This is a genomic window from Ensifer oleiphilus, from assembly GCF_013371465.1.
GTDB lineage: Bacteria > Pseudomonadota > Alphaproteobacteria > Rhizobiales > Rhizobiaceae > Ensifer > Ensifer oleiphilus.
In genome coordinates this window covers 65,846-85,249 of the sequence record NZ_JABWDU010000012.1, presented here as the reverse complement: position 1 = coordinate 85,249, position 19,404 = coordinate 65,846, and the positions used below count along the sequence as shown (strand labels likewise).

The window sequence follows — 19,404 nt, the reverse complement described above, 5'->3', positions numbered from 1 at the left end:
AGCGGACTGAAGTCGTATCCGATGTAGGACCAAAGTCTTGCAAGATGCGAAGGCCGGCCCAAGCCGTCGAGTGTGATCGCATCAAGCGAGCAATCGAAAGATGTGGAAACCGCCACCATCACATTGTCCTTCGAAAGTCTGAATGGAATGTTTCGAAGCAAGCACCCAAAGCTCCGATTCGCGAGATGAAGCGAATTTCCGAGGTCAATCTGTTGCCCTGCCGTGAATTGAGAGGCGCCAACCTCGCAACGATATCGCGTGCCCAGATCGGGTTAGTCACCACATAAGTTACAGGAGGAGTTTATATTGGCCACCGCGACGTTTCAGCCGAATACAACAGGGTCAGTTGGGTTCAATCCACAAATAGCGGCGCTTTCCATTTGTGCAGTTTCGGCCATGGCAGCGATACTCTACCTGGCACCTCCCCCAGGCTTGCCCTGGAGCGAACCCGCTGTGGAATTCCCGTCTGAGGCCGCCCCTTCAAAAGGCACGGTTGCCGCAGCGCCCCCGAAGTTCGAGATTGTATTTAGCGACGGTGATCGCGGGCTGATGGTCTATGGCGGTTATGTCTATGTCGTGCGACTCGGTGACAAGCTGCCGGATGGCAGTCGAGCGATCGGGTTCGAAAAACAGGAAGGAAGTTGGTCCGCAATGACACTGTAGGAGGCGCCTCAGGTGCGGGCTCTGTGGATGTTAATGGAACGTTAACGCTCGCATAAGACGCACGGGTCCTGCCCTCCCCGGCGCCATTGCCTGTCATGGCGAACTGGCGCAACCCTTTCGTTAATGACTTGTAAACCAGTGTTTTTGGGTGGTGCATGATGATGAACGAAACGTTGTACAATGGCTTGCCGGAGATCGAGCATGCCCCTATCCCGCAAGAGAGCGCCCCGATCGGCGAGTATGCCGTCCAGGGCATCCCCCTCGTCATTGAGGCCGTCCTCGGTCGGACGCGATTGACTGTGGCGCAGCTTTCCAAGCTGCATCGCGACGATCACATCGATCTCGACACCAATTTTGGAGACCCGGTGGACCTCAAGGTCAACGGCACGGTCATTGGCCGGGGCGAGATCGTTTTCGACGAGTCCAAGACCGCCATTGGCGTCAAGATCGTAGAGATTTCTCACGGAAGGCGCCGGTAACTGACACCAGCCGCTGTCAGCCCAAAGCCAAGCCTGAACTGCCGCTTTTGGTTGCGCAAAGGACATTCGTGGCAGGATTGGAGGACGACGGTGATGGGCAAGAGGTGGCGGTAACAGCCTTCTACCGTGGCAAATTTGGCGAGCGCCTCACTCAGGCGCTGCCTGCCGAAAGGCAAAAGGATCAAGGTCTTCGACGTGCGACTTGAAGAGTGGAAAGAGCGCCGCACGCTGTTGGCACGGCGTCTCAATATATTATTCCTGTGGGCGGCCATCCGGCCCTATCGTAGCGGCAAGGCCACGGGACGGATCGGCGCCGCATCGGCTCCGCGGAACTTCAACGAAGCGCCGACAAATGCGAACTCGTAGACCCGATCTTTCGACAGTCCTTCCAGGTTGACGAGCTCGATGATCGGCGCGCCCTGTTGCGCGAGCAGGTACGTGTGCACCGGAACGTAGTTGTTCTCCGTTTCGGCAGGAAACGCCTCGAAGCTGAGATTGTCGGCGCCCACAACCATCGCACCGCCGACTTCGACCAGGAATTTAGCCGCGTCGATGCTCAGGCCCGGAGGATTGCTCATGTAGGCGGATGCGTTCTCGTAATGCTGCATGCGCCCGGTGCGGATCAAAACCACATCACCCTGTTGCAGTGTCGCACCTTGGGCGTCGAGCGCCTCCTGCAGGTCCTTACGTGTTACCCGGTAATTGTCCGGAAGCATCTGCATGCCCTTGGCTGCCGCGACATCGATCATGACGCCACGTGCGATGATCGGTGGCAGCTTTTCGGCGCCTGTCACGGTCCAGCCCTGATCGCCCAGGTGATCGATTGCAGCGTAGCCGTTCCAAATCTTGCCGTTCAAACCGAAGTGGTTCAGCGCATCGATATGTGTTCCCATATGGGCATACATCGACACGGCCGAGCCGGTGTAGCTGACGTGATCGTTCATTTCCTTGCCGACTTTCATCGGATCGGAAACCGCGGTGCCATGCGGCGTGTGGGTCATCCACATCTGGTATGGCGGGTCGCCCGCCGCCTCCCAGCTTGGCATGCCGATGAAATACTCGACCGCGAGATCGTACGACCTGCCGCCGTCGATCCGCCCCAGAATCGCGGCGCGGGATTGAGGTGTGATCAGATTGAGGCGCCCGATTTCGTCCTTCGGGCCCCAGGGGCTCTTGCCCACTTCCTGCGCGATGGCCGAGCTGCCAAGGAGACCGGCGATGAGGGAGGCAGCCAAAGCGCGGTTGATGATGGTGGTGTCGAACATGATGAACTCCTTCTTCTCGCTTTCCTCGATATCGGGAAGCTGAGTTCATCCTATTGGTAGCTTTCATGCGAATAATCGGTCATATGTTGAAAAGATAATTCACGCTGGAGAAAATATGGATCTCTTGGCCGCCATGCGCTCCTTTCGTCGCGTCGTCGAGTTGCAGAGCTTCAGCAAGGCTGCTGAAGAGCTGGGACAATCAAATGCGTCGATCAGCAAGCAGATCCGGCAGCTTGAGGCGCGTCTGGGCACCGTGCTGATTGTGCGCACAACGCGACGCATGAGCCTTTCGGAGAACGGGCGCAGCTACTTCGCGGAATGTTGCAGGCTACTCGACGAACTCGACCACCTCGAGCGCACGACGTCCGGGGAAGCCGGCGAAATCAATGGCCGGCTTCGTATCAATGCACCCTTGTCCTTCGGACTGACCGTTCTGGCGCCGATGCTTGCCCGCTTCATGATGCATCATCCGAAACTGAAGGTTGACATGACGCTTGACGATCACCTGCTCGACGTCGTCTCGGAGGGGTTCGACGTCTCTATTCGCGTGCGCGCAACACTCACGGATTCATCGCTGATCGCCAAGCGGATGGGCGACGTCGAACAATTCGTCTGCGCGGCACCCGCCTACCTTTCGGCTAGCGGCACACCAACAGTTGTCGGCGATCTGAAGGACCATCATTGCCTGGCCTACCGCCTCGCCGACCAACCCGGTAGCTGGGTGCTGGAAGGTCCTGACGGCGCCACGACCATAGATTTGCCCGCACGCTTCGTTGCCGACAACAGCCTGATGTTGTGCGAGATGATCCAGTCCGGCATCGGCATCGGCGTCCTGCCATCCTTTATCGCCAAGCCGCTGCTCGACAACGGCAAACTCCTGCGGATCCTGCCGCAGCACAAGCTTGCCCGGCGCAGCATCTTCGCGGTCTATCCCACCAACCGCCTGCTTCTGCCCAAGGTGAAGCTCTTCACCGAATTTCTCGCGGGCGAACTTCGGCAAGCAGGTTTCTAACCGTGCTTGCCCGCCCAGCGACATTAGCATTCTCAAACGACCAACCGAGCGCAGCTTGTCGCAGGCGAACCGCCAGGCCTGCCTGTCACGCGCCGACACCGGGCGATCACGCAATTTTGCGTCGCGACGCCTCGCCTCCGCCGCGCTTCGCTCCATAATGGGCGCAAATCAAGCGAGAGATCGTCGATGCATGTCGCGTTATCCAGAGTGTTGCTAACTGCGCTGCTGCTGATGCTCATGCCTGCAGGCGCACCGGCGGCCGAGTTGCCACGATCCGGCGACCCGGTGTTCGACCGCGTCATCGCGCTGGTGAACTCCGAGTTTCACGACGAAACCGGACTGGACCGCTTCAACGAAACTGCGAAGAAAGAAATCGAAGACGTGGGACAGACACTGCCCCAACGCGGCTCGACCGCTCGCGTGGATGCAGCCATCGACGCAACAATTGCAAGCCTGCGGGCCTCACACAACGGCCGCTTCAAACCGGACACGATCGCCTATTTCGAGCTGAGCGACATCTTTCGCTTCGCAATCCGCAACGACCTGCGGCGGCTGTTCCCCCCCGAAGGAGACGTCACTTATCCCGGCATCGGCTTGGTCACGCAAACGATAGGCGACAGACGGTTCGTGAGCGATGTCTATGATGGTTCTCCGGCCGCAACGGCGGGAGTGCTGATGGGCGATGAGATCCTTTCCGTTGATGACTTGCCCTATCGGGAGATCGCCTCCTTTGAGGGAAAGGTCGGACAGTCGGTCGGCATCCGGCTGCGCCGCAAGGCCGACGGGGCTCCAGTAACTGTCAAAGTTGCTGTCGAACGGCTGCCGCCGCTGCCAACATTGGCGAAGGCGATAGCGAACAGTATCGCCGTGATCGAACACGGCGGGAGAAAGATCGGCTATGTCCGCTTCTGGACACTGTCGACGCGCGACGGGCTGGATGTTGTCGCGCGCGAGCTTTACGACGGCCGCCTGAGCGGTGTCGACGGTGTGATTGTGGATCTTCGCGGACGCTGGGGCGGCGGTGCAGCGGACGCGGCCGAACTCTTCGTCGGCGACACGCCATCGTTCCGGTTGATCCCGCGGCATGGGCAGCCGACGCTTGCGAATGTTCGCTGGCGCGGTCCGGTGGTTGCATTGATCGACGAGGGAACGCGCAGTGGCCTTGAGCTTTTTGCCTATGCATTGCGGATCAATGGCATTCCGCTTGTCGGCCAGCGCACCGCTGGCGCCCTGCTGGCAGGCCGTGCCTACATCCTGCCCGACGACAGCCTGCTGGAAATTGCCGTCTCGGATGCGGTCATCGACGACAATGTTCGACTGGAAGGAAACGGAATAGCGCCGGACATTCCTGTCGACCTACCGCTTGCCTATGCCGCCGGCCGAGACCCGCAACGGGAAGCCGCGGTGTCGGAGATGCTTCGCCTGCTTGCCGACGGCAGCTCGAACCGCGTCGTCATGCCAGCCGAACCGTTGCTGACACCGTGATGACGGGCGTCATAGTCGCGTTTTGCAAGGCCGATCAGGCCGCCGCATTCGCCCGGACGATTTCCCGACCAAGTCTGACGACCTCTTCGACGAGCAACTTCAAGTCCCGACGTTTGGTGCGGTGATTGTTGATCGCGACCCGCAGGCAATGTTCGCCGTGCACTGTCGTGTCGGAGAGAACTGCCGTCCCCTCGTCCTGCAGGCGCAACATGATCTCGGTATTGAGCGCCTTCAGTTCGTCGCCCTGTGTTCGCTCGCCGCGATAACGGAAGCAGACGATATTGATGTTGGTCGGTGCCACCAGTTCGAGCGAAGGCTCCGCCTCGATCAAGTCGCTCAGATACTGTCCCTGGGCTATGTTCTGGTCGACGAGCCGGCCGAACTTGGCAATGCCGTGCTCCTTCAGCGCCATCCAGATTTTCAAGGCCCTGAAGCCGCGTGTCGTCTGCAGGCCATAGTCATAGAGCCAAGGCGCTGCCGCCAGACCGCGCGCGGTTGCGACCAGGTATTCCGGCGTCACCGCGAAAGTCCCGCGATGGGCTCCGGCATCCTGGACCAGCACGCAGCCAGCCTCGAACGGCGCGTGCAGCCATTTGTGCGGATCGAGCGCCACTGAATTGGCCTTTTCGATCCCGGCAACGCGAAAGCGGTTCAAAGGCGCAATGGCGATCAGAGCGCCGATGCAGCCATCGACGTGCAGCCAGAGGTCCTCTTCTGCCGCGACTGAAGCGAGTGCCTGCAGATCGTCGATAGCGCCGGTATTGACCGTGCCGGCCGTCGCAATCACACAGGCCGGCTTGAACCCGGACGCGCGATCCTCGGTGATCGCACGCCGCAGCGCATCCAGATCGATGCGCAGCTCGCCATCGGTCGGAATGCGCCGGAGTGCCTGGTTTCCAAGGCCAAGCGTCTCCATCGCCTTGCGGTGACAGCTATGCATCTGGTCGGAACCGTAGTAGCGCAACGGCCGCTCGATTGCTGCGACACCAAGCTCCCTGATATCGACGCCGGCTTTGGCATTGCGCGCGACAGCAAGACCAATGATGTTGGCGACCGATCCGCCACTGACCAGCGTGCCGCTCGCCGAGGCTGGAAATCCCAACATCTCCTTGCACCAATCGACGACCTGCTGGTCCACGAGCGCGGCCGCATGATTGCCGCCGCCAAGGTTAGAGCCCTGGATGGCTGCAAGGAAGTCACCGAGCGCGCCGGTAAAATTGCTCGATCCCATGTACCAGGACCAGAACCGCGGATGAATGTTACCCATGGGATAGCCGAGGATGTTCGCGGCCACCTCGCGGTAGACATCTTCCGTCGGCGTCGGCGCCAGTGGCAGCGCTGTGGCAAACGATGCGCGGACCTCTTGCGGCATTTCCTGCCAGACACGACGGTCGCGAACGCCGCTGACATAAGCGATGGCGTCATCGACGATCCGATGTGATAACGCCCGCAGTTCACTCCAATCTTGTGGATCAAGCGTGTCTTCGTCGAAGCGCTCGTGTTCTTTCGGAGATGCACCCATTCGGTCCTCCCACGCTGCGGTTCTTCATTTCAGGAATTGAGCGGCGCGCCTTACTGCCGTGTTCCTGTGACAATCGTTGCGGTAGCACGTAACTCGACCTTGCCTGCGCGCATGGACTGACTGGCCAATTCAACAACCTCATTTTTGATCGTCTCACGCGTCACGTCGTCTGCTTGAGCCAGTCCGGCGACCACGGGCGCTGCAATTTCGGTCATGAAGGTCCAGTACCGTTCCGGCGTCTCGTGCACCATCGTCGTCGAGATCTCCTGTTCGTCGACATCCTGCAAACCGGCATCAGTGAAGGCCGCCGCCATCATGCCTCCGGCGGCACAACGAAAAAGTCCGGGTGCTCCGGGCATCGGCGTCGGCAATGTCACGTGCCGCGCGATCGTTGCCATGATTGTCGTCGCCCAAGGGTTCTTTTCAGGCCCACTCCAGACGGCCGTACAAATGCGCGCACCGGGTTTCGCCACGCGGGCGAATTGGCCCGCCGCCGCCCCGACATCCGGGAAGAACATGAACCCGAACCGGCACAATACGGCGTCGAAGGAATTGTCAGCAAACGGCAGGGCGCTGGCGTCGCATATCTCGGTCGTGAAATTGCTGAGACCGCGATGTCGGGCATTCTCGGCAGCCACGTGGAGCATGCGCTCGGAAAGGTCCGTTACCGTGACGCGTCCATTCGGGATCAGGGCGGCAGCGGTTAGCCCCGGTTCGCCGGTGCCGGCCGCGACATCAAGGACATGGTCGCCATCCCGAAGCTTGGCCTTGTGGATCATTGCATCGCCGAACGGGGCGAGCCAGCCCAGAACCAACTCGTCCCACTTCTTCCAACCGGCTGAGAACCGATCCCAGATATCTTTCTGTTGTTCACGGATCTGGTCGAGATTGCTGGACATGCACGTTCCTCCCGTGGATGCGCTTCCTGTCTCGTCGCTCGGAACTATGAACTCTCTGGATCAGGATACAATCAATTTCATGCCATTTGAGGCGCCCTCCGCATCGTCACCCGGCCATTCTAAAGAACGGGGTTTCACAGTTCGAATGCTGTTGTCTGAGCAACAGGGACCCCGCAAATTACCTTCTTCTGATTTGCATAACGACAATCGGCGCTAGGGAGACCGAGCTCGGCAGGCTATATTTCCAATGTGGAGATCGTGACGGAGAGATTCGCATCGATGCCGAAGCCTAAGAATGACAAGAACAATGGTCGGGTAGAGGCCAACGACGAACAACCCCTCAGCGCCCAGTTGCGGATGATGCATGCAGCCTTCATGGCTTCGCCCCTCCGAAACCGGATCATCTGGCTCGCCCTTGGCATACTGGCCGTCATCGTTACCACTGCCTTCGGTCAGATCATCCTCAATCGCTGGTACAAGCCCTTCTACGACACGCTGGAAAGGCGTGACCTGCAGGCTTTCCTGCACCAACTCGTCATTTTCGCCCAGATCGCCGGCGCACTGCTCGTGCTCAATGTCCTGCAGACATGGCTTGGCCAGCTTGTCCGGCTGAAGCTACGGGAAGGCCTCACCCTCGACCTCATCAACGAATGGATGAAGCCGGCGCGCGCGTTCCGATTGGCCAATGCCGGTGCCATCGGCATCAATCCCGACCAGCGCATCCACGAGGACGCCCGCCACCTTTCGGACCTCTCGGCGGGGCTGACGATCGGGCTAATCCAGTCCGGCATCCTGCTCGCCGGTTTCATCGGCGTACTCTGGTCGCTGTCGGACGGGTTCGTCTTTCATATCTCGGGCATGGCCATCAACATTCCGGGCTATATGGTCTGGGCAGCTATTCTCTACGCTGGCACGGCATCGTGGCTGAGCTGGCTCGTCGGGCGTCCATTGGTCAAGCTTAACGGCGAACACTACGCCCGCGAGGCGTCACTGCGTTTCTCGTTGATGCGCATTAACGAACATATCGAGGCGGTCTCGCTGTCATCGGGCGAGGCAAACGAAAAACGCCGGTTGCAGGCGGATCTGGCTTCGGTTCTCGAGATCAGCCAAAGCTTGCTGCTTGCCGTCACGCGATTGACCTGGGTAACAGCCGGATATGGCTGGATTACCGTTGTCGCACCGATCGTCATCGCCTCACCCGTCTATTTCGCCGGCGATCTCAGCTTCGGCGGCCTGATGATGGCCGTGGGCGCCTTCAACCAGGTGCACGCGTCGCTGCGCTGGTTTGTGGACAACATTGGCGCCATTGCCGACTGGCGCGCGACATTGATGCGCGTCGCCGCCTTCCGCTCAGCGCTGCTCGTCGTCGACGACCGTCATGAAGGCGACAAGCGCATCGAGTTCGTGACGTCGGACGGTCCCCAGATGATGTTCGATCATATCGAGATCGTCTCCGCCAATGGCTGCATCAAGCTCTCCGAACCCAATGTCACGATCAACCCTGGCGAACGCGTGCTGGTCACCGGCGCGACGGAGGTTGAAAAAGCGCCGTTCTTTCGAGCCATTGCCGGTCTCTGGCCTTGGGGACATGGCCGCATCTCGCTGCCGATCGATGACGGCCTCGTCTTCGTTCCGCGCTCGCCGTACTTTGCACCCGGCACGCTGGAAGAGGTGCTCGCCTATCCGAAGACACCCGACAGCTTCAAGAATGGCGAACTCAGCGGCGTACTCACCAAGGTCGGGCTGGGCCGTCTCGCCGATCGCCTCGATCAGGACATGCGCAAGAAGCTCAATCTGAGCGAAGTGGAAATGCGCCTTCTGGCCATCGCCCGCCTGGGGCTGCACAAGCCGCGGTGGCTGATCATCGACGAGGCCTTGGACACGCTGGAGGACGATGCCTATCGAAAGGTCATGACCTTCCTCGATCAGGAAATGGGCAAGGCGGCAATCGTCAACATCGGCCGCAAGGAGCGCGCCAACGGCTTCTTCACCCGCGTACTGGAACTCGAAAAGGACGCAGCCGGTGGTTCGTTGCGCCTGATCCGGCCAAAGAGCCTGCGTCCCACCAACCCTCAATTGGTGGATTGACTTCGCCGCCCTTAATGCAGCTTATGAATATAAGAACGCATCCCATTGATTAAAAACAAACAGCGCCTTCTTTCGAGGCGCTGTTTGCGTATACACTGCCGTCGCGGCTCTTAGCGCGCACGCAGTTTCATGTGACGGTTGACGTCCTTGTAAAGCAGATAGCGAAACTTGCCGGGGCCGCCGGCATAGCAGGCCTGCGGGCAGAAGGCGCGAAGCCACATATAGTCGCCGGCTTCGACCTCGACCCAATCTTGGTTCAGACGATAGACGGCCTTGCCTTCCAGCACGTAGAGGCCGTGTTCCATCACGTGGGTTTCGGCAAACGGAATGATCGCGCCCGGCTCGAAGGTCACGATGGTCATGTGCATGTCGTGGCGAAGATCGGTCGGATCGACGAAGCGCGTCGTCGCCCACTTGCCTTCGGTGCCCGGCATGGCGTTGGGCGCAATATCGGCCTCGTTGGTGAAGAAAGCTTCGGGAGCAGGAAGGCCGTCAACATATTCATAGGCCTTGCGGACCCAATGGAAGCGAACAGGCGCTTCACTTCTGTTATGCGCCGCCCAGTTGCTGGCGGGCGGAATGAAGGCGAAGCCGCCGGGCAGCATGCGATGTTCCTTGCCGTCGAGCGTCACGGTCAGTTCACCCTCGACGACGAACAGTGCACCTTCCGCACCTTCGTCGAGTTCCGGTCGGTCGCTGCCGCCGCCCGGAGCGATTTCCATGATGTACTGCGAAAATGTTTCAGCAAAACCGGACAACGGTCGCGACAATATCCACAGGCGCGTCCTGTCCCAGAACGGCAGATAGCTGGTGACGATGTCCATCATCACCCCCTTCGGAATCACCGCATAGGCTTCGGTGAAGACCGCACGGTCGGTCAGGAGCTGTGTTTGTGCCGGAGCGCCGCCATGGGGCGCATAGTAGTTACGACCAGTCATTTCCGTCCTTCAGTTCTCAAGCGGGCACCGCCTCCTCACAAGAGCGGCGCGGTTGGGTTCATTGCCAAGGGAATGTCAAAGCAGGGCTGCGCGCAGGTCGCGCGGCTGATCCTTCTCCTCATCGAGATCCAGTTCAGCCTCGACGTGATGCAGATGTTCGGCCATCTCGCGGATCGCCGCGTCGACATCACGTGCCGCGATGCGGTCGACGACCGCCATATGTTCGTCCGGACCGCAATTGTGCAGGTGGTTCGAGCGGTACATGGCCGTGATCAAGGATGTGCGCGAAACCAGGTCGCGCAGGATGCCGAACAGGAAGGCGGAACCGGAGAGTTCCGCCAAAAGCAGGTGGAATCCCCCGGAAAGGCGAACGATTGCAGAGAGATCGCCTGCCCTGCCCGCAACCCGTTCCTCATCGATATGCGAGCGCATGCGCTCGATGTCCTCAACCGAAGCACGCTCGCAGAGGCGCTCGACGACGCGCTGCTCGATTGCTCTTCTGGTAACAAAGACGTCCCGTGCCTCGTCCACCGAAGGCTCGGAAACGAAGGCGCCCCGGTTGGGCATGATTGTGACCAGTCCATCCCGTTCGAGCGCGGTCAGCGCCTGGCGGATACGGGCTCGACTGACGGAGAAAATCTCGGCAAGCTGCTCCTCCTTGAGCCGCGTTCCGGGGCGCAACCGCCGCTCGGCGATGGCGAGCCAGATCTTCTCACAAATGATAGCCGTCGGCGCTCCGGCGGTTTCGTCCGCATTGTACATGAAATCTCCCTTAGCCGTTCGCGTACTCTGGCCGGCCAGCGTTCAAAGTCAATTCCACCCACTGCAGTTTGATATTGACTACAAAATTGTAGACAATATTGTGTACCGTAACTTGATATGCTGTGGCAACCACTTAAACAACGGCCATCGACCGGTTTGACAACCGACCGCGCCTGACCCCGAGAGCTCACTGATGGACTTCGACTTCACCAAACTGCCCGCCCAGGACCGCTACCGGCTGCTGACGAATTTCATCGGACCGCGGCCGATCGCGCTCGTCTCGACGCTGTCGCCTGGTGGCCAGGACAATGCCGCGCCGATGAGCTTCTTCAACGTCTTTTCCCACGATCCGCCGATCGTCATCCTGGGCATTCAGACACGTCCCGATGGCGAAGAGAAGGACACGGTCAGCAACATCCGCCGCACCAGCGAGTTCGTGGTCAACATGGTCGACATGGCGATTGCCGATCACATGCTCATCTGTGGCCTCCCGTTCGAGGCAGATGTCGACGAAGTGGCAATGGCCGGACTGACGGCGGCCGACGGCCTCAAGGTCGGCGCCCGCCGTATCGTCGAATCGCCTTGTTCGATGGAGTGCCGGGTCGAGCGGCTGATCGAATACGACCGCCGGGTGATCGTGTTGGGCGAAGTCGTGCATATGCACGTGCGCAAGGATTGCCTCGATGAGAACGGCCACTATGTCGATCCGTCGAGCTACCAGCCGATCGCGCGGCTTCACGCCAACAACTACATCACCTCGGATCGACAGTTCGAGATGCGGGCCCCCGACATCGCTTCCTTTACCGCTCTCAAAGCGAAAACGGCCTGACCCATGCGCATCCTTCTCGTCAATCCGAACTCCACCGCCTCCATGACCGAACAGGCGCACCGCAGCGCCGAGCGGGTCGCCGCACCCACGACGCTAGTCGAAGCCGTCAACCCGACGACAAGCCCCACCAGCATCGAAGGTCATGCGGACGAGGCAATGGCAGTGCCGGCGATGCTGGCCGAAATCCGGGCCGGCGAGGCCCGTGGCATCGATGCCTATGTCATCGCCTGCTTCGACGATCCCGGCCTTGGTGCGGCACGTGAGATCGCCAGCGGGCCTGTCATCGGCATTTGCCAGGCGGCCATCCAGGTGGCAATGAACATTGCCACGCGCTTTTCCATCATCACGACACTACCGCGCTCCGTGCCGATCATCGAGGATCTGGTCGACGCCTATGGGGCGGGTCATCGGTGTCGCAAGGTGCGTTCGGTCGACATGCCGGTGTTGGCGCTAGAAGAAGATCTCGCCCACACCGAAGAAATGCTCGTGCGCGAGATCCTGCGCGCCAAACAGGACGATGGCGCCGAGGCGATCATTCTCGGCTGCGCGGGCATGTCGGAACTGTGCGACCGCCTTAAGCTTAGAACCGGCATGCCGGTGATCGACGGCGTCACCGCAGCAATCAAGCTCGCCGAAGCCCTAGTTGGCGCGGGGTATTCCACCTCCAAGGTCGGCGCGTACGACTACCCTAGGGTCAAGTCAGCAGCCGTCGCCCGCCCTGTGGATGCTGTGGCTTAACAAACGACACCAAGTATCTGAAATCAAAAAAGCTCCGGAGGCATAACCTCCGGAGTTTTTCTCGTCGAGCCGATGGCGTTTTGCTTACGCGGCCTGTATCGCCTTTGCAGTTGCGACTGCAGCTTCCTCGACACGGTGGCACGCTGCGCGGGAGCCGTCGGCAAAGTTTCGCATCGCCGGGCGTTCGCTCTTGCAGCGGCCGTCAGCCAGCGGACAACGCGGATGGAAGGTGCAGCCCGACGGCGGGTTGAGCGGGCTCGGCACTTCGCTGGCTGTAATGCTGCGGTGACGCTTCGGCTCGGCGATGTCGGGGATCGTTTCCAAGAGGAGCCGCGTATAGGGATGGCGCGGGTTGGCAAACAGCGTCTCCGTGTCCGCCTCCTCGACGATACGGCCGAGATACATCACCGCGATCCGGTCCGACATATGGCGGACGACGCTCATGTCGTGGCTGATGAAGAGATAAGTCAGCCCCATCTCGTCCTGCAGCTTGCGCATCAGATTGAGGATTTGCGCCTGCACCGAGACGTCGAGCGCCGAGGTCGGCTCGTCACAGACGAGGAACTCCGGCTCGCCCGCAAGCGCGCGCGCAATCGAGATGCGCTGGCGCTGGCCGCCGGAAAACTCGTGCGGGAACTTCGAACCATCAGAAGGCGCAAGGCCGACGATGCGCAGCAGTTCACCGACACGCTCCATCACCTCGGCGTCGGAATTGCGCAGCTTCAGTTCGCGCAACGGCTCGGCGATGATGTTCTTCACCCGCCAGCGCGGATTAAGACTGGCGAAGGGATCCTGGAAGATCATCTGTGCCGACAGCGGCTCGCCCGAGCGACCGGGGGCGAAACGAACCTCTCCCTCGGAAGCGCGGTAGAGGCCGGTGACAAGACGGGCCACGGTCGACTTGCCGCAGCCGGATTCTCCGACGAGGCTGAGGCAACCGCCCATCGGCACGGTGAAGCTGATGTCGTCGACCGCCCGTACGAACTGGCGGGGTTTGCGTTCCAGCACCCGGTTCAGCCAGGGGGCCGACACATCGAAGTTGCACGTCAGATCATTGACGGTCAGGGCGTCACTCATAGAACTCCTCCTGCATTGAGCCAGCAAGCACTGACACCGTGGCCGACCGGGGTCGGTTCCGGTCGATCTTCACGGCAACGCCGCCCCGCTTCGGGACAACGCGGATTGAAGGCGCATCCGCGCGGGATGGCGTTAAGACGCGGCATCGAGCCGTCAATCTGGTTCAGCCGCTCGACGCGACGGCCGAGCGCCGGGATCGAGCCCATCAGCCCGCGGGTATAGGGATGGCGTGCGTTGCGCAGCACTTCTTCCACTGGGCCAATCTCCACCAGGCGACCGGCATACATCACAGCAACCCGGTCGGCGGTCTCGGCGATAACGCCCATGTCGTGGGTGACGAGCATGACGGATGTGCCGTGATCGTCGCAGAGACGGCGCAGGAGCGAGGTGATCTGCGCCTGGATCGACACGTCGAGAGCTGTCGTCGGCTCGTCGGCGATGATCAGCTTCGGCTCTGCCGCGAGCGCAAGGGCAATCACCACGCGCTGCCGCATGCCGCCCGAAAACTGATGCGGATAGTGATCGAAGCGGGCCTCCGGCGCTGGAATGCCCACTTCCTTGAGCAGATGGATCGCGCGATCCTTCGCCCCCTGCTTCGACAGCTTCAGGTGAAGGCGGATCGTCTCGACCAGTTGCGCGCCGACGGTAAAGAGCGGGTTCAGCGATGTCAGCGGATCCTGGAAGATCGCGCCGATCTGACGGCCGCGAACGCTCTGCATGTCCTTGTCGGAAAGCTGGTCGATGCGGCGGCCCGAAAGCCAGACCTCGCCACCGGAAATCCGTCCCGGCGGTTCGAGCAGGCCCTGGACCGCAAGGCCGGTCATCGACTTGCCGGCGCCGGATTCGCCGACCACACCCAGGATCTCACCCGGGCGAATGCTGAGCGAAACGTCGGACAGTGCCGCAACGGTGCCGTGGCGTCCGGGAAACTCGACGCACAGTCCGCGTACGTCAAGGACCGGCGATGTTACGGGTTCACTCATGCCGCAGATCCTCCAAGGGGTAGCTGGGTGGGAAGATTTCGCTGATGGGCGGGTGCGCCCAACTGCGCTCCGGGTACTTCGCAATCAACCCGTCAAACTGCTTTTGTGCCTGCAGGCGGGCCGCATCCATGTCAAAACCGGCAACCTTGCCTTCGTGCATCGAGAGGCGTCCGTCGACGAAGACGGTCTTGGTGACGCGCCCGGATCCGCCGACGACGAGCGTCGTGATCGGGTCGATCGCCGGCGCCATATGATGATCCATCAGGTCGAAGACGGCGATATCGGCGCGGGCACCCGCTTCGAGACGCCCGAGATCGCTGCGTCCCAGGGCCTTCGCACCACCGAGCGTGGCGGCATCGAAAAGATCGGCGCAGCTGACGGCTGCGGTATCGCCCTCGACGACGCGGCAGGTAATGAGACCGATGAGCAGGTTCATCAACATGTCAGGCGGCGTGGTGTCGGTGCCCATGGCGATGTTGATGCCGCGCTCCTTGACCGAGCGGAACGAGTTGAGCGTGCTGCCGCCGCGCGCCGAGACCATCGGGCAATGGACGATACTGACGCCGTTGTCGGCATAGAGCTTGAGATCGGTGGCGGTTGCCTGCGTGGCATGCGGCGCGATCAGCCGCGAGCTCAGGAAGCCAAGGCTCGCCATCCACTCCGGCGCCGTCTTGCCGTGCAGGCGGCGGACGGTATCAACCTCCATCGTGCCTTGCGCGGCGTGAAGCCGGATCGAGCAGTCGAGATCGCGGGCGGCGTCGGCCGTTCTTCTGAGCAACGTCTCGGTGCAGGTCTCGACCCTGTCGGGCGCCAGAAGTCCGCGCACCAGACCGCCATGGCGGCCGTCGTGATCGCGGATGAAGCCGATGGCGTCGGTGAGCCCCTGCAGTCCCCTCGCCTCGTCGAAGACCGCCTCCAGTTGGCCCGGCGCCTCCAGCACCATGCCGCCGGATCGATAGGCCGGGCTCAGATAGACGCGAAGGCCGAGATCGCCGGCAGCATCCGATGCCGCTGCGAACTCCTCGACCGTCTCCGCCCACTCGCGGTAAAACAGCGACGCGATCGGCGCCGCCGTCGTGATGCCGTTGAGCAAAAGCTGGGCAAAGGAGAAGCGCTTCTGGAACGCCAGTTCCTCCTGGCTGTACATCTCATAGGGTCCCCGCTCGACATAGGAGCGGGGCCAGACACGACCCTTGGCCCAACCGGGCTGATGGTCGACCGCCAGGATTGTCGTGTCGAGGTCGGACAGCGCATCAAGATCGATCAGGCCGGGGCTGATCATCGCGGCGCCGAAATCGATCCGGCGGGCGACTTCGCCTTCGAATCGCGGGCCGACATAGAGCAGGCTACCACCTTCGATGACGACTTCGCCGTTCGGGATTAGGCGATGGCTGCCATCGCGATGACCGAGCACCCATTGCGCCGTCAAAAGCGTGCGGCTGTCAGCGCGCGCGCCGAGTTTCAAATCCTTGAGATCGATCATGGGATGGCAACCTCCGCGACGCCATTGCGAGCGATGACGCGGCCGCGCTTGACGACCAGCGGTCGCGGCGCGACTTCGACGACGGCATGGGCGAGCGTCTCGCCGACAAGCAGGGTGAAGTCGGCGTTGCAACCAACGTCGAGGCCATAGCCCGCGATGTCCATGACATCAGCACCGCCGGTCGAGCAGACATGAAGCGCATGCTCCAGATCGACGTCGCGCCGCAGGCCGTTCTTCATGCCGAGGATGCGGGCACGATCCATCATGTCGGGCTGGCCCCACGGACCCCAGGTGTCGCGAATGCCATCGCAACCGGCCGCGACCTTCACGCCAGCGTCCTTGAGGCGCATGATCGACGGGACCGTCGAGGACGGCGAGCCCGTCGTGACAATGCGCACGTCGAGTTCGGCGATCTGCTCGATCAGGCCGGCGACACGCAGATAGTCCGGAGCGCCGAGTGCGAAGGCGTGGCTGATCGCCACCTTGCCGTGCATGCCGAGCGCGCGGATGCGCTCGAACATCATTTCCATGCTGAAGGCGCCGAGTTCTCCGGCTTCATGCAGATGAATATCGATCGGCTTGCCGTGCTTTTCGGCAAGACCGAAGACCGCATCGAGGTGCCCCTTCGGGTCGCGGTCGATGCCACAAGGGTCAATACCGCCAAGGACTTCCGCGCCATTGCTCAGAGCCTGGTCGAGAAGCTCCACGGTGCCGCGGCGCGTCACCAAACCCGATTGCGGGAAAGCGACGATCTCGATGTCGATGACGCCGTCGAGCGCCGCGCGCGTTTCGATGATGCCTTCCATCAGCGCCAAGCCGTGGGTGGTATCGATGTCCACATGGCTGCGGATATGGCTGGCGCCGTTTGCCGCCAGCTGGATCGCCTGGCGCATCGACTGGCGATGCGGATCGATACCGATCTCAAGCCGCTTCTCGCGCTCGAAATCGATGCGTTCGCGCAATGTGGCGACCTTGGCGTTTTCGTGCCAGGGCATGCCCCAGACGGATTTGTCGAGATGGGTATGAGCCTCGACCAGGCCGGGGATGGCGACGTGGCCAAGGCCATCCTCGACCGTCACGCCTTCGGCCTGCAGGTTCTGGCCGATCGCTTCGATCTTGCCGTCGCGGATCAGGATATCCGTCGGCGCCCCGCCGTTGGGACGAACGTTACGGATCAGGAGATTGGACATCATTCACCTCAGTTTCGGATTAAGCGCGTCGCGCAGCCAGTCACCCAGAAGGTTGACCGAGACGACGAGAAGGCAAAGCTGCAGCACCGGGAAGAGCACGACCCACCAGACGCCGGAGAACAGGAACTGATTGCCGAGCCGGATCAGTGTTCCAAGGCTCGGCTGGCTCGGCGGCATGCCGATGCCGAGGAAGGAGAGCGTCGCTTCCGTGAGGATCGCCATGCCGAAGTTGAGCGTGGCGGCAACCATGATCGGCGTCAGCGTGTTCGGCAGGATATGGTTGAGCATGATGCGCCGCGCCGGCGTCTTGAGGAGGCGGGCCGCCTGCACATATTCCTTGCCGCGCTCAACGATGGTCTGCGCGCGCACGGTGCGGGCATATTGCACCCAGGCGCTGAGCGTGATCGCCAGCACGAGAACGGCTGCCGAACCGACGTCGCGCAGTTCGGGAGGCAACATCTGACGGGCGACGGCGCTGACGAGAATGGCGATCAGGATCGTCGGGATCGACAGCAGAACATCACCGATACGCATCAGGACGTTATCGACGATGCCCCCGAAATAGCCGGCGACGAGACCAAGGCTTAGGCCGACGGTCAGCGACAGTATCACCGAACAGACGCCGATCAGGATCGAGATGCGCGAGCCGTAGAGAATGGCCGACAGCATGTCGCGGCCCTGGGTATCGGTGCCGAGGATGAAGGGCCACTGGCCATCGGCCTGCCAGATCGGCGGCAGTTCCGAGTTCCAGAGATCAAGCTGCGCCGGATCGAACGGGTTCTGCGGCGATATCAACGGTGCCGCAAGCGCCGCGAGAATGAGGAGCGTGAGGATCAGCGCGCCAGCGATTGCCGACGGGCTGCGGGTGAAAGACCACCAGAGATCGCTCTGGCGCCAGCGCGCGAGCCGGCCGATCTTGGCTGTCGAGGGAGTTTCCTGAGCCTGGTCAGTCATGGAGCGGCCTCAGCGTGTGGCATCGCGAAGACGGGGATCGATAACCGCGTAGGCGATATCGACCAGCGTGTTCAGCGTGACGAAGATGAAGGAGACGATGCACAGGTAACCTGCCATCACCGGGATATCGAGAAAGGTCACTGCCTGAATGAACAGCATGCCCATTCCCGGCCATTGGAACACGGTTTCGGTGATCAACGCGAAGGCGATGAGCGAGCCGACATTCATGGCAGTCATGGTCACGACCGGCATCAGACAGTTACGAAGCGCATGCCGGAAATTGATACGCCACCGCGGCACGCCGCGGGCACGGGCGAACTTCACGAAGTCGGAACGCAACACTTCCATCATCTCGGCGCGAACGAGCCGCATGACGAGCGTGATCTGGTAGAGCGCAAGCGCGAAGGACGGCAACAGCAGAGAAGCGCGGCCGGATGCGGTCAACAGGCCGGTGCTCCACCAGCCGATCTGCACGACGTCGCCGCGACCGAAGGCCGGGACCAGACCGAGCGAGACGGCAAAGACGAGGATCAGCAGGATGCCGACGACAAAGCTCGGAAGCGAGACGCCGATGATGCTGACGAATTGCAGGCCTTCCGAGTACCAGCGGCCGCGATGGATCGCGGTCAGCACGCCGAGCGGGATGCCGATCAGAAGCGACAGGGCCGTGGCGACGAGAGCCAGCTCGATGGTCGCCGGGAAACGTTCGGCGATCAGCGTCATCACGTCCTGGCCGTTGCGGTAGCTGATACCGAAATCGCCCTGCGCCGCGTTGACGACGAAGCGCACATACTGGGTCACGAACGGATCGTTCAGGCCGAGCTTTTCGCGCAGCTCCAGACGATCTGCCTGCGACATCTGTTCGTTGGCCATCAGTTCGACCGGATCGCCGGCGAAACGAAAGATCATGAAGGCCATCAGCGCGACGGCAAGCATGACCAGCACGGCATTGGCCAGCCGCTTGATCAGAAAGACAATCATTGGGTTTCCCGCTCAGTGAGAAACCCCGACAGAGCAAGCTCTGCCGGGGCAATGTG

At 61.4% G+C, this 19,404-nt stretch carries 18 protein-coding genes; 7 read left to right on the top strand and 11 right to left on the bottom strand.

Annotated elements, in window-relative coordinates:
• Nucleotides 1-306: 306 nt before the first annotated feature.
• Both HT585_RS29555 and HT585_RS29550 read left to right on the top strand, forming a co-directional pair.
• Nucleotides 307-663: a hypothetical protein gene (locus HT585_RS29555; protein WP_176356357.1), complete on the top strand. Its 357-nt coding sequence runs from the start codon at nucleotides 307-309 to the stop codon at nucleotides 661-663.
• Nucleotides 664-824: 161 nt separating this feature from the next.
• Nucleotides 825-1,142 (top strand): FliM/FliN family flagellar motor switch protein, encoded by a 318-nt coding sequence (locus HT585_RS29550; protein WP_158556219.1) that lies wholly within the window; start codon nucleotides 825-827, stop codon nucleotides 1,140-1,142.
• A 278-nt stretch (nucleotides 1,143-1,420) separates the two neighbouring features.
• Here HT585_RS29550 and HT585_RS29545 read toward each other — a convergent pair whose 3' ends face one another.
• Nucleotides 1,421-2,407 carry a cyclase family protein gene (locus HT585_RS29545; RefSeq protein WP_176356356.1) on the bottom strand — a complete coding sequence of 329 codons (987 nt, stop codon included), beginning with the start codon at nucleotides 2,405-2,407 and terminating at the stop codon, nucleotides 1,421-1,423.
• Nucleotides 2,408-2,522: 115 nt separating this feature from the next.
• Between HT585_RS29545 and HT585_RS29540 the strand changes: the two genes are divergently transcribed.
• Together HT585_RS29540 and HT585_RS29535 are read left to right on the top strand one after the other, a co-directional pair.
• On the top strand, nucleotides 2,523-3,419 hold the full coding sequence (locus tag HT585_RS29540; protein WP_176356355.1) for a LysR family transcriptional regulator: 897 nt from the start codon (nucleotides 2,523-2,525) through the stop codon (nucleotides 3,417-3,419).
• Nucleotides 3,420-3,605: 186 nt separating this feature from the next.
• Nucleotides 3,606-4,904, top strand: coding sequence for a S41 family peptidase (locus tag HT585_RS29535; protein WP_176356354.1), 1,299 nt, complete (start codon nucleotides 3,606-3,608; stop codon nucleotides 4,902-4,904).
• A 34-nt stretch (nucleotides 4,905-4,938) separates the two neighbouring features.
• On the opposite strand, the gene HT585_RS29530 is transcribed toward HT585_RS29535, so the two are convergent.
• Nucleotides 4,939-6,426, bottom strand: a complete 1,488-nt coding sequence (locus HT585_RS29530; RefSeq protein WP_176356353.1) for a pyridoxal phosphate-dependent decarboxylase family protein — start codon at nucleotides 6,424-6,426, stop codon at nucleotides 4,939-4,941.
• Between the two features lie 50 nt (nucleotides 6,427-6,476).
• The gene (locus tag HT585_RS29525; RefSeq protein ID WP_176356352.1) at nucleotides 6,477-7,325 is read right to left on the bottom strand and encodes a class I SAM-dependent methyltransferase; all 849 of its coding nucleotides are present in this window, start codon (nucleotides 7,323-7,325) and stop codon (nucleotides 6,477-6,479) included.
• Nucleotides 7,326-7,604: 279 nt separating this feature from the next.
• On the opposite strand from HT585_RS29525, the gene HT585_RS29520 reads away from it, so the two are divergent.
• Nucleotides 7,605-9,413: an ABC transporter ATP-binding protein/permease gene (locus tag HT585_RS29520; RefSeq protein WP_176356351.1), complete on the top strand. Its 1,809-nt coding sequence runs from the start codon at nucleotides 7,605-7,607 to the stop codon at nucleotides 9,411-9,413.
• Nucleotides 9,414-9,523: 110 nt separating this feature from the next.
• On the opposite strand, the gene HT585_RS29515 is transcribed toward HT585_RS29520, so the two are convergent.
• Nucleotides 9,524-10,351 carry a bifunctional allantoicase/(S)-ureidoglycine aminohydrolase gene (locus HT585_RS29515; RefSeq protein ID WP_176356350.1) on the bottom strand — a complete coding sequence of 276 codons (828 nt, stop codon included), beginning with the start codon at nucleotides 10,349-10,351 and terminating at the stop codon, nucleotides 9,524-9,526.
• Nucleotides 10,352-10,426: 75 nt separating this feature from the next.
• A complete protein-coding gene (locus tag HT585_RS29510) occupies nucleotides 10,427-11,113 on the bottom strand; it encodes a GntR family transcriptional regulator (RefSeq protein ID WP_173422135.1) in 687 nt (228 codons plus the stop codon).
• 193 nt (nucleotides 11,114-11,306) lie between these two features.
• Between HT585_RS29510 and HT585_RS29505 the strand changes: the two genes are divergently transcribed.
• Nucleotides 11,307-11,942, top strand: coding sequence for a flavin reductase family protein (locus tag HT585_RS29505; RefSeq protein WP_176356349.1), 636 nt, complete (start codon nucleotides 11,307-11,309; stop codon nucleotides 11,940-11,942).
• 3 nt (nucleotides 11,943-11,945) lie between these two features.
• Complete coding sequence (locus HT585_RS29500) at nucleotides 11,946-12,680, top strand: aspartate/glutamate racemase family protein (RefSeq protein WP_176356348.1); 735 nt, start codon at nucleotides 11,946-11,948, stop codon at nucleotides 12,678-12,680.
• Nucleotides 12,681-12,764: 84 nt separating this feature from the next.
• On the opposite strand, the gene HT585_RS29495 is transcribed toward HT585_RS29500, so the two are convergent.
• The 6 genes from HT585_RS29495 to HT585_RS29470 are packed head-to-tail and all read right to left on the bottom strand — an operon-like array spanning nucleotide 12,765 to nucleotide 19,348.
• A complete protein-coding gene (locus HT585_RS29495) occupies nucleotides 12,765-13,757 on the bottom strand; it encodes an ABC transporter ATP-binding protein (protein WP_176356347.1) in 993 nt (330 codons plus the stop codon).
• Complete coding sequence (locus HT585_RS29490) at nucleotides 13,754-14,740, bottom strand: ABC transporter ATP-binding protein (protein ID WP_176356346.1); 987 nt, start codon at nucleotides 14,738-14,740, stop codon at nucleotides 13,754-13,756. Before HT585_RS29490 ends, HT585_RS29495 begins: the two co-directional genes overlap by 4 nt.
• On the bottom strand, nucleotides 14,733-16,223 hold the full coding sequence (locus tag HT585_RS29485) for an amidohydrolase family protein (RefSeq protein WP_176356345.1): 1,491 nt from the start codon (nucleotides 16,221-16,223) through the stop codon (nucleotides 14,733-14,735). The genes HT585_RS29490 and HT585_RS29485 overlap by 8 nt, the downstream gene beginning before the upstream one ends.
• The gene (locus HT585_RS29480; RefSeq protein WP_176356344.1) at nucleotides 16,220-17,413 is read right to left on the bottom strand and encodes an amidohydrolase family protein; all 1,194 of its coding nucleotides are present in this window, start codon (nucleotides 17,411-17,413) and stop codon (nucleotides 16,220-16,222) included. Before HT585_RS29480 ends, HT585_RS29485 begins: the two co-directional genes overlap by 4 nt.
• A 3-nt stretch (nucleotides 17,414-17,416) precedes the next feature.
• Entirely contained in the window at nucleotides 17,417-18,367 is a 951-nt protein-coding gene (locus HT585_RS29475; RefSeq protein WP_176356343.1) for an ABC transporter permease, read from the bottom strand.
• 9 nt (nucleotides 18,368-18,376) lie between these two features.
• Nucleotides 18,377-19,348: an ABC transporter permease gene (locus HT585_RS29470; protein WP_176356342.1), complete on the bottom strand. Its 972-nt coding sequence runs from the start codon at nucleotides 19,346-19,348 to the stop codon at nucleotides 18,377-18,379.
• Nucleotides 19,349-19,404 lie beyond the last annotated feature (56 nt).

Coding starts and splice junctions, on each gene's coding strand:
- HT585_RS29550 (WP_158556219.1), top strand. CDS start 825: ATGAACGAAACGTTGTACAATGGCTTGCCGGAGATCGAGCATGCCCCT.
- HT585_RS29545 (WP_176356356.1), bottom strand. CDS start 2,407: ATGTTCGACACCACCATCATCAACCGCGCTTTGGCTGCCTCCCTCATC.
- HT585_RS29540 (WP_176356355.1), top strand. CDS start 2,523: ATGGATCTCTTGGCCGCCATGCGCTCCTTTCGTCGCGTCGTCGAGTTG.
- HT585_RS29535 (WP_176356354.1), top strand. CDS start 3,606: ATGCATGTCGCGTTATCCAGAGTGTTGCTAACTGCGCTGCTGCTGATG.
- HT585_RS29530 (WP_176356353.1), bottom strand. CDS start 6,426: ATGGGTGCATCTCCGAAAGAACACGAGCGCTTCGACGAAGACACGCTT.
- HT585_RS29525 (WP_176356352.1), bottom strand. CDS start 7,325: ATGTCCAGCAATCTCGACCAGATCCGTGAACAACAGAAAGATATCTGG.
- HT585_RS29520 (WP_176356351.1), top strand. CDS start 7,605: ATGCCGAAGCCTAAGAATGACAAGAACAATGGTCGGGTAGAGGCCAAC.
- HT585_RS29515 (WP_176356350.1), bottom strand. CDS start 10,351: ATGACTGGTCGTAACTACTATGCGCCCCATGGCGGCGCTCCGGCACAA.
- HT585_RS29510 (WP_173422135.1), bottom strand. CDS start 11,113: ATGTACAATGCGGACGAAACCGCCGGAGCGCCGACGGCTATCATTTGT.
- HT585_RS29505 (WP_176356349.1), top strand. CDS start 11,307: ATGGACTTCGACTTCACCAAACTGCCCGCCCAGGACCGCTACCGGCTG.
- HT585_RS29500 (WP_176356348.1), top strand. CDS start 11,946: ATGCGCATCCTTCTCGTCAATCCGAACTCCACCGCCTCCATGACCGAA.
- HT585_RS29495 (WP_176356347.1), bottom strand. CDS start 13,757: ATGAGTGACGCCCTGACCGTCAATGATCTGACGTGCAACTTCGATGTG.
- HT585_RS29490 (WP_176356346.1), bottom strand. CDS start 14,740: ATGAGTGAACCCGTAACATCGCCGGTCCTTGACGTACGCGGACTGTGC.
- HT585_RS29485 (WP_176356345.1), bottom strand. CDS start 16,223: ATGATCGATCTCAAGGATTTGAAACTCGGCGCGCGCGCTGACAGCCGC.
- HT585_RS29480 (WP_176356344.1), bottom strand. CDS start 17,413: ATGTCCAATCTCCTGATCCGTAACGTTCGTCCCAACGGCGGGGCGCCG.
- HT585_RS29475 (WP_176356343.1), bottom strand. CDS start 18,367: ATGACTGACCAGGCTCAGGAAACTCCCTCGACAGCCAAGATCGGCCGG.
- HT585_RS29470 (WP_176356342.1), bottom strand. CDS start 19,348: ATGATTGTCTTTCTGATCAAGCGGCTGGCCAATGCCGTGCTGGTCATG.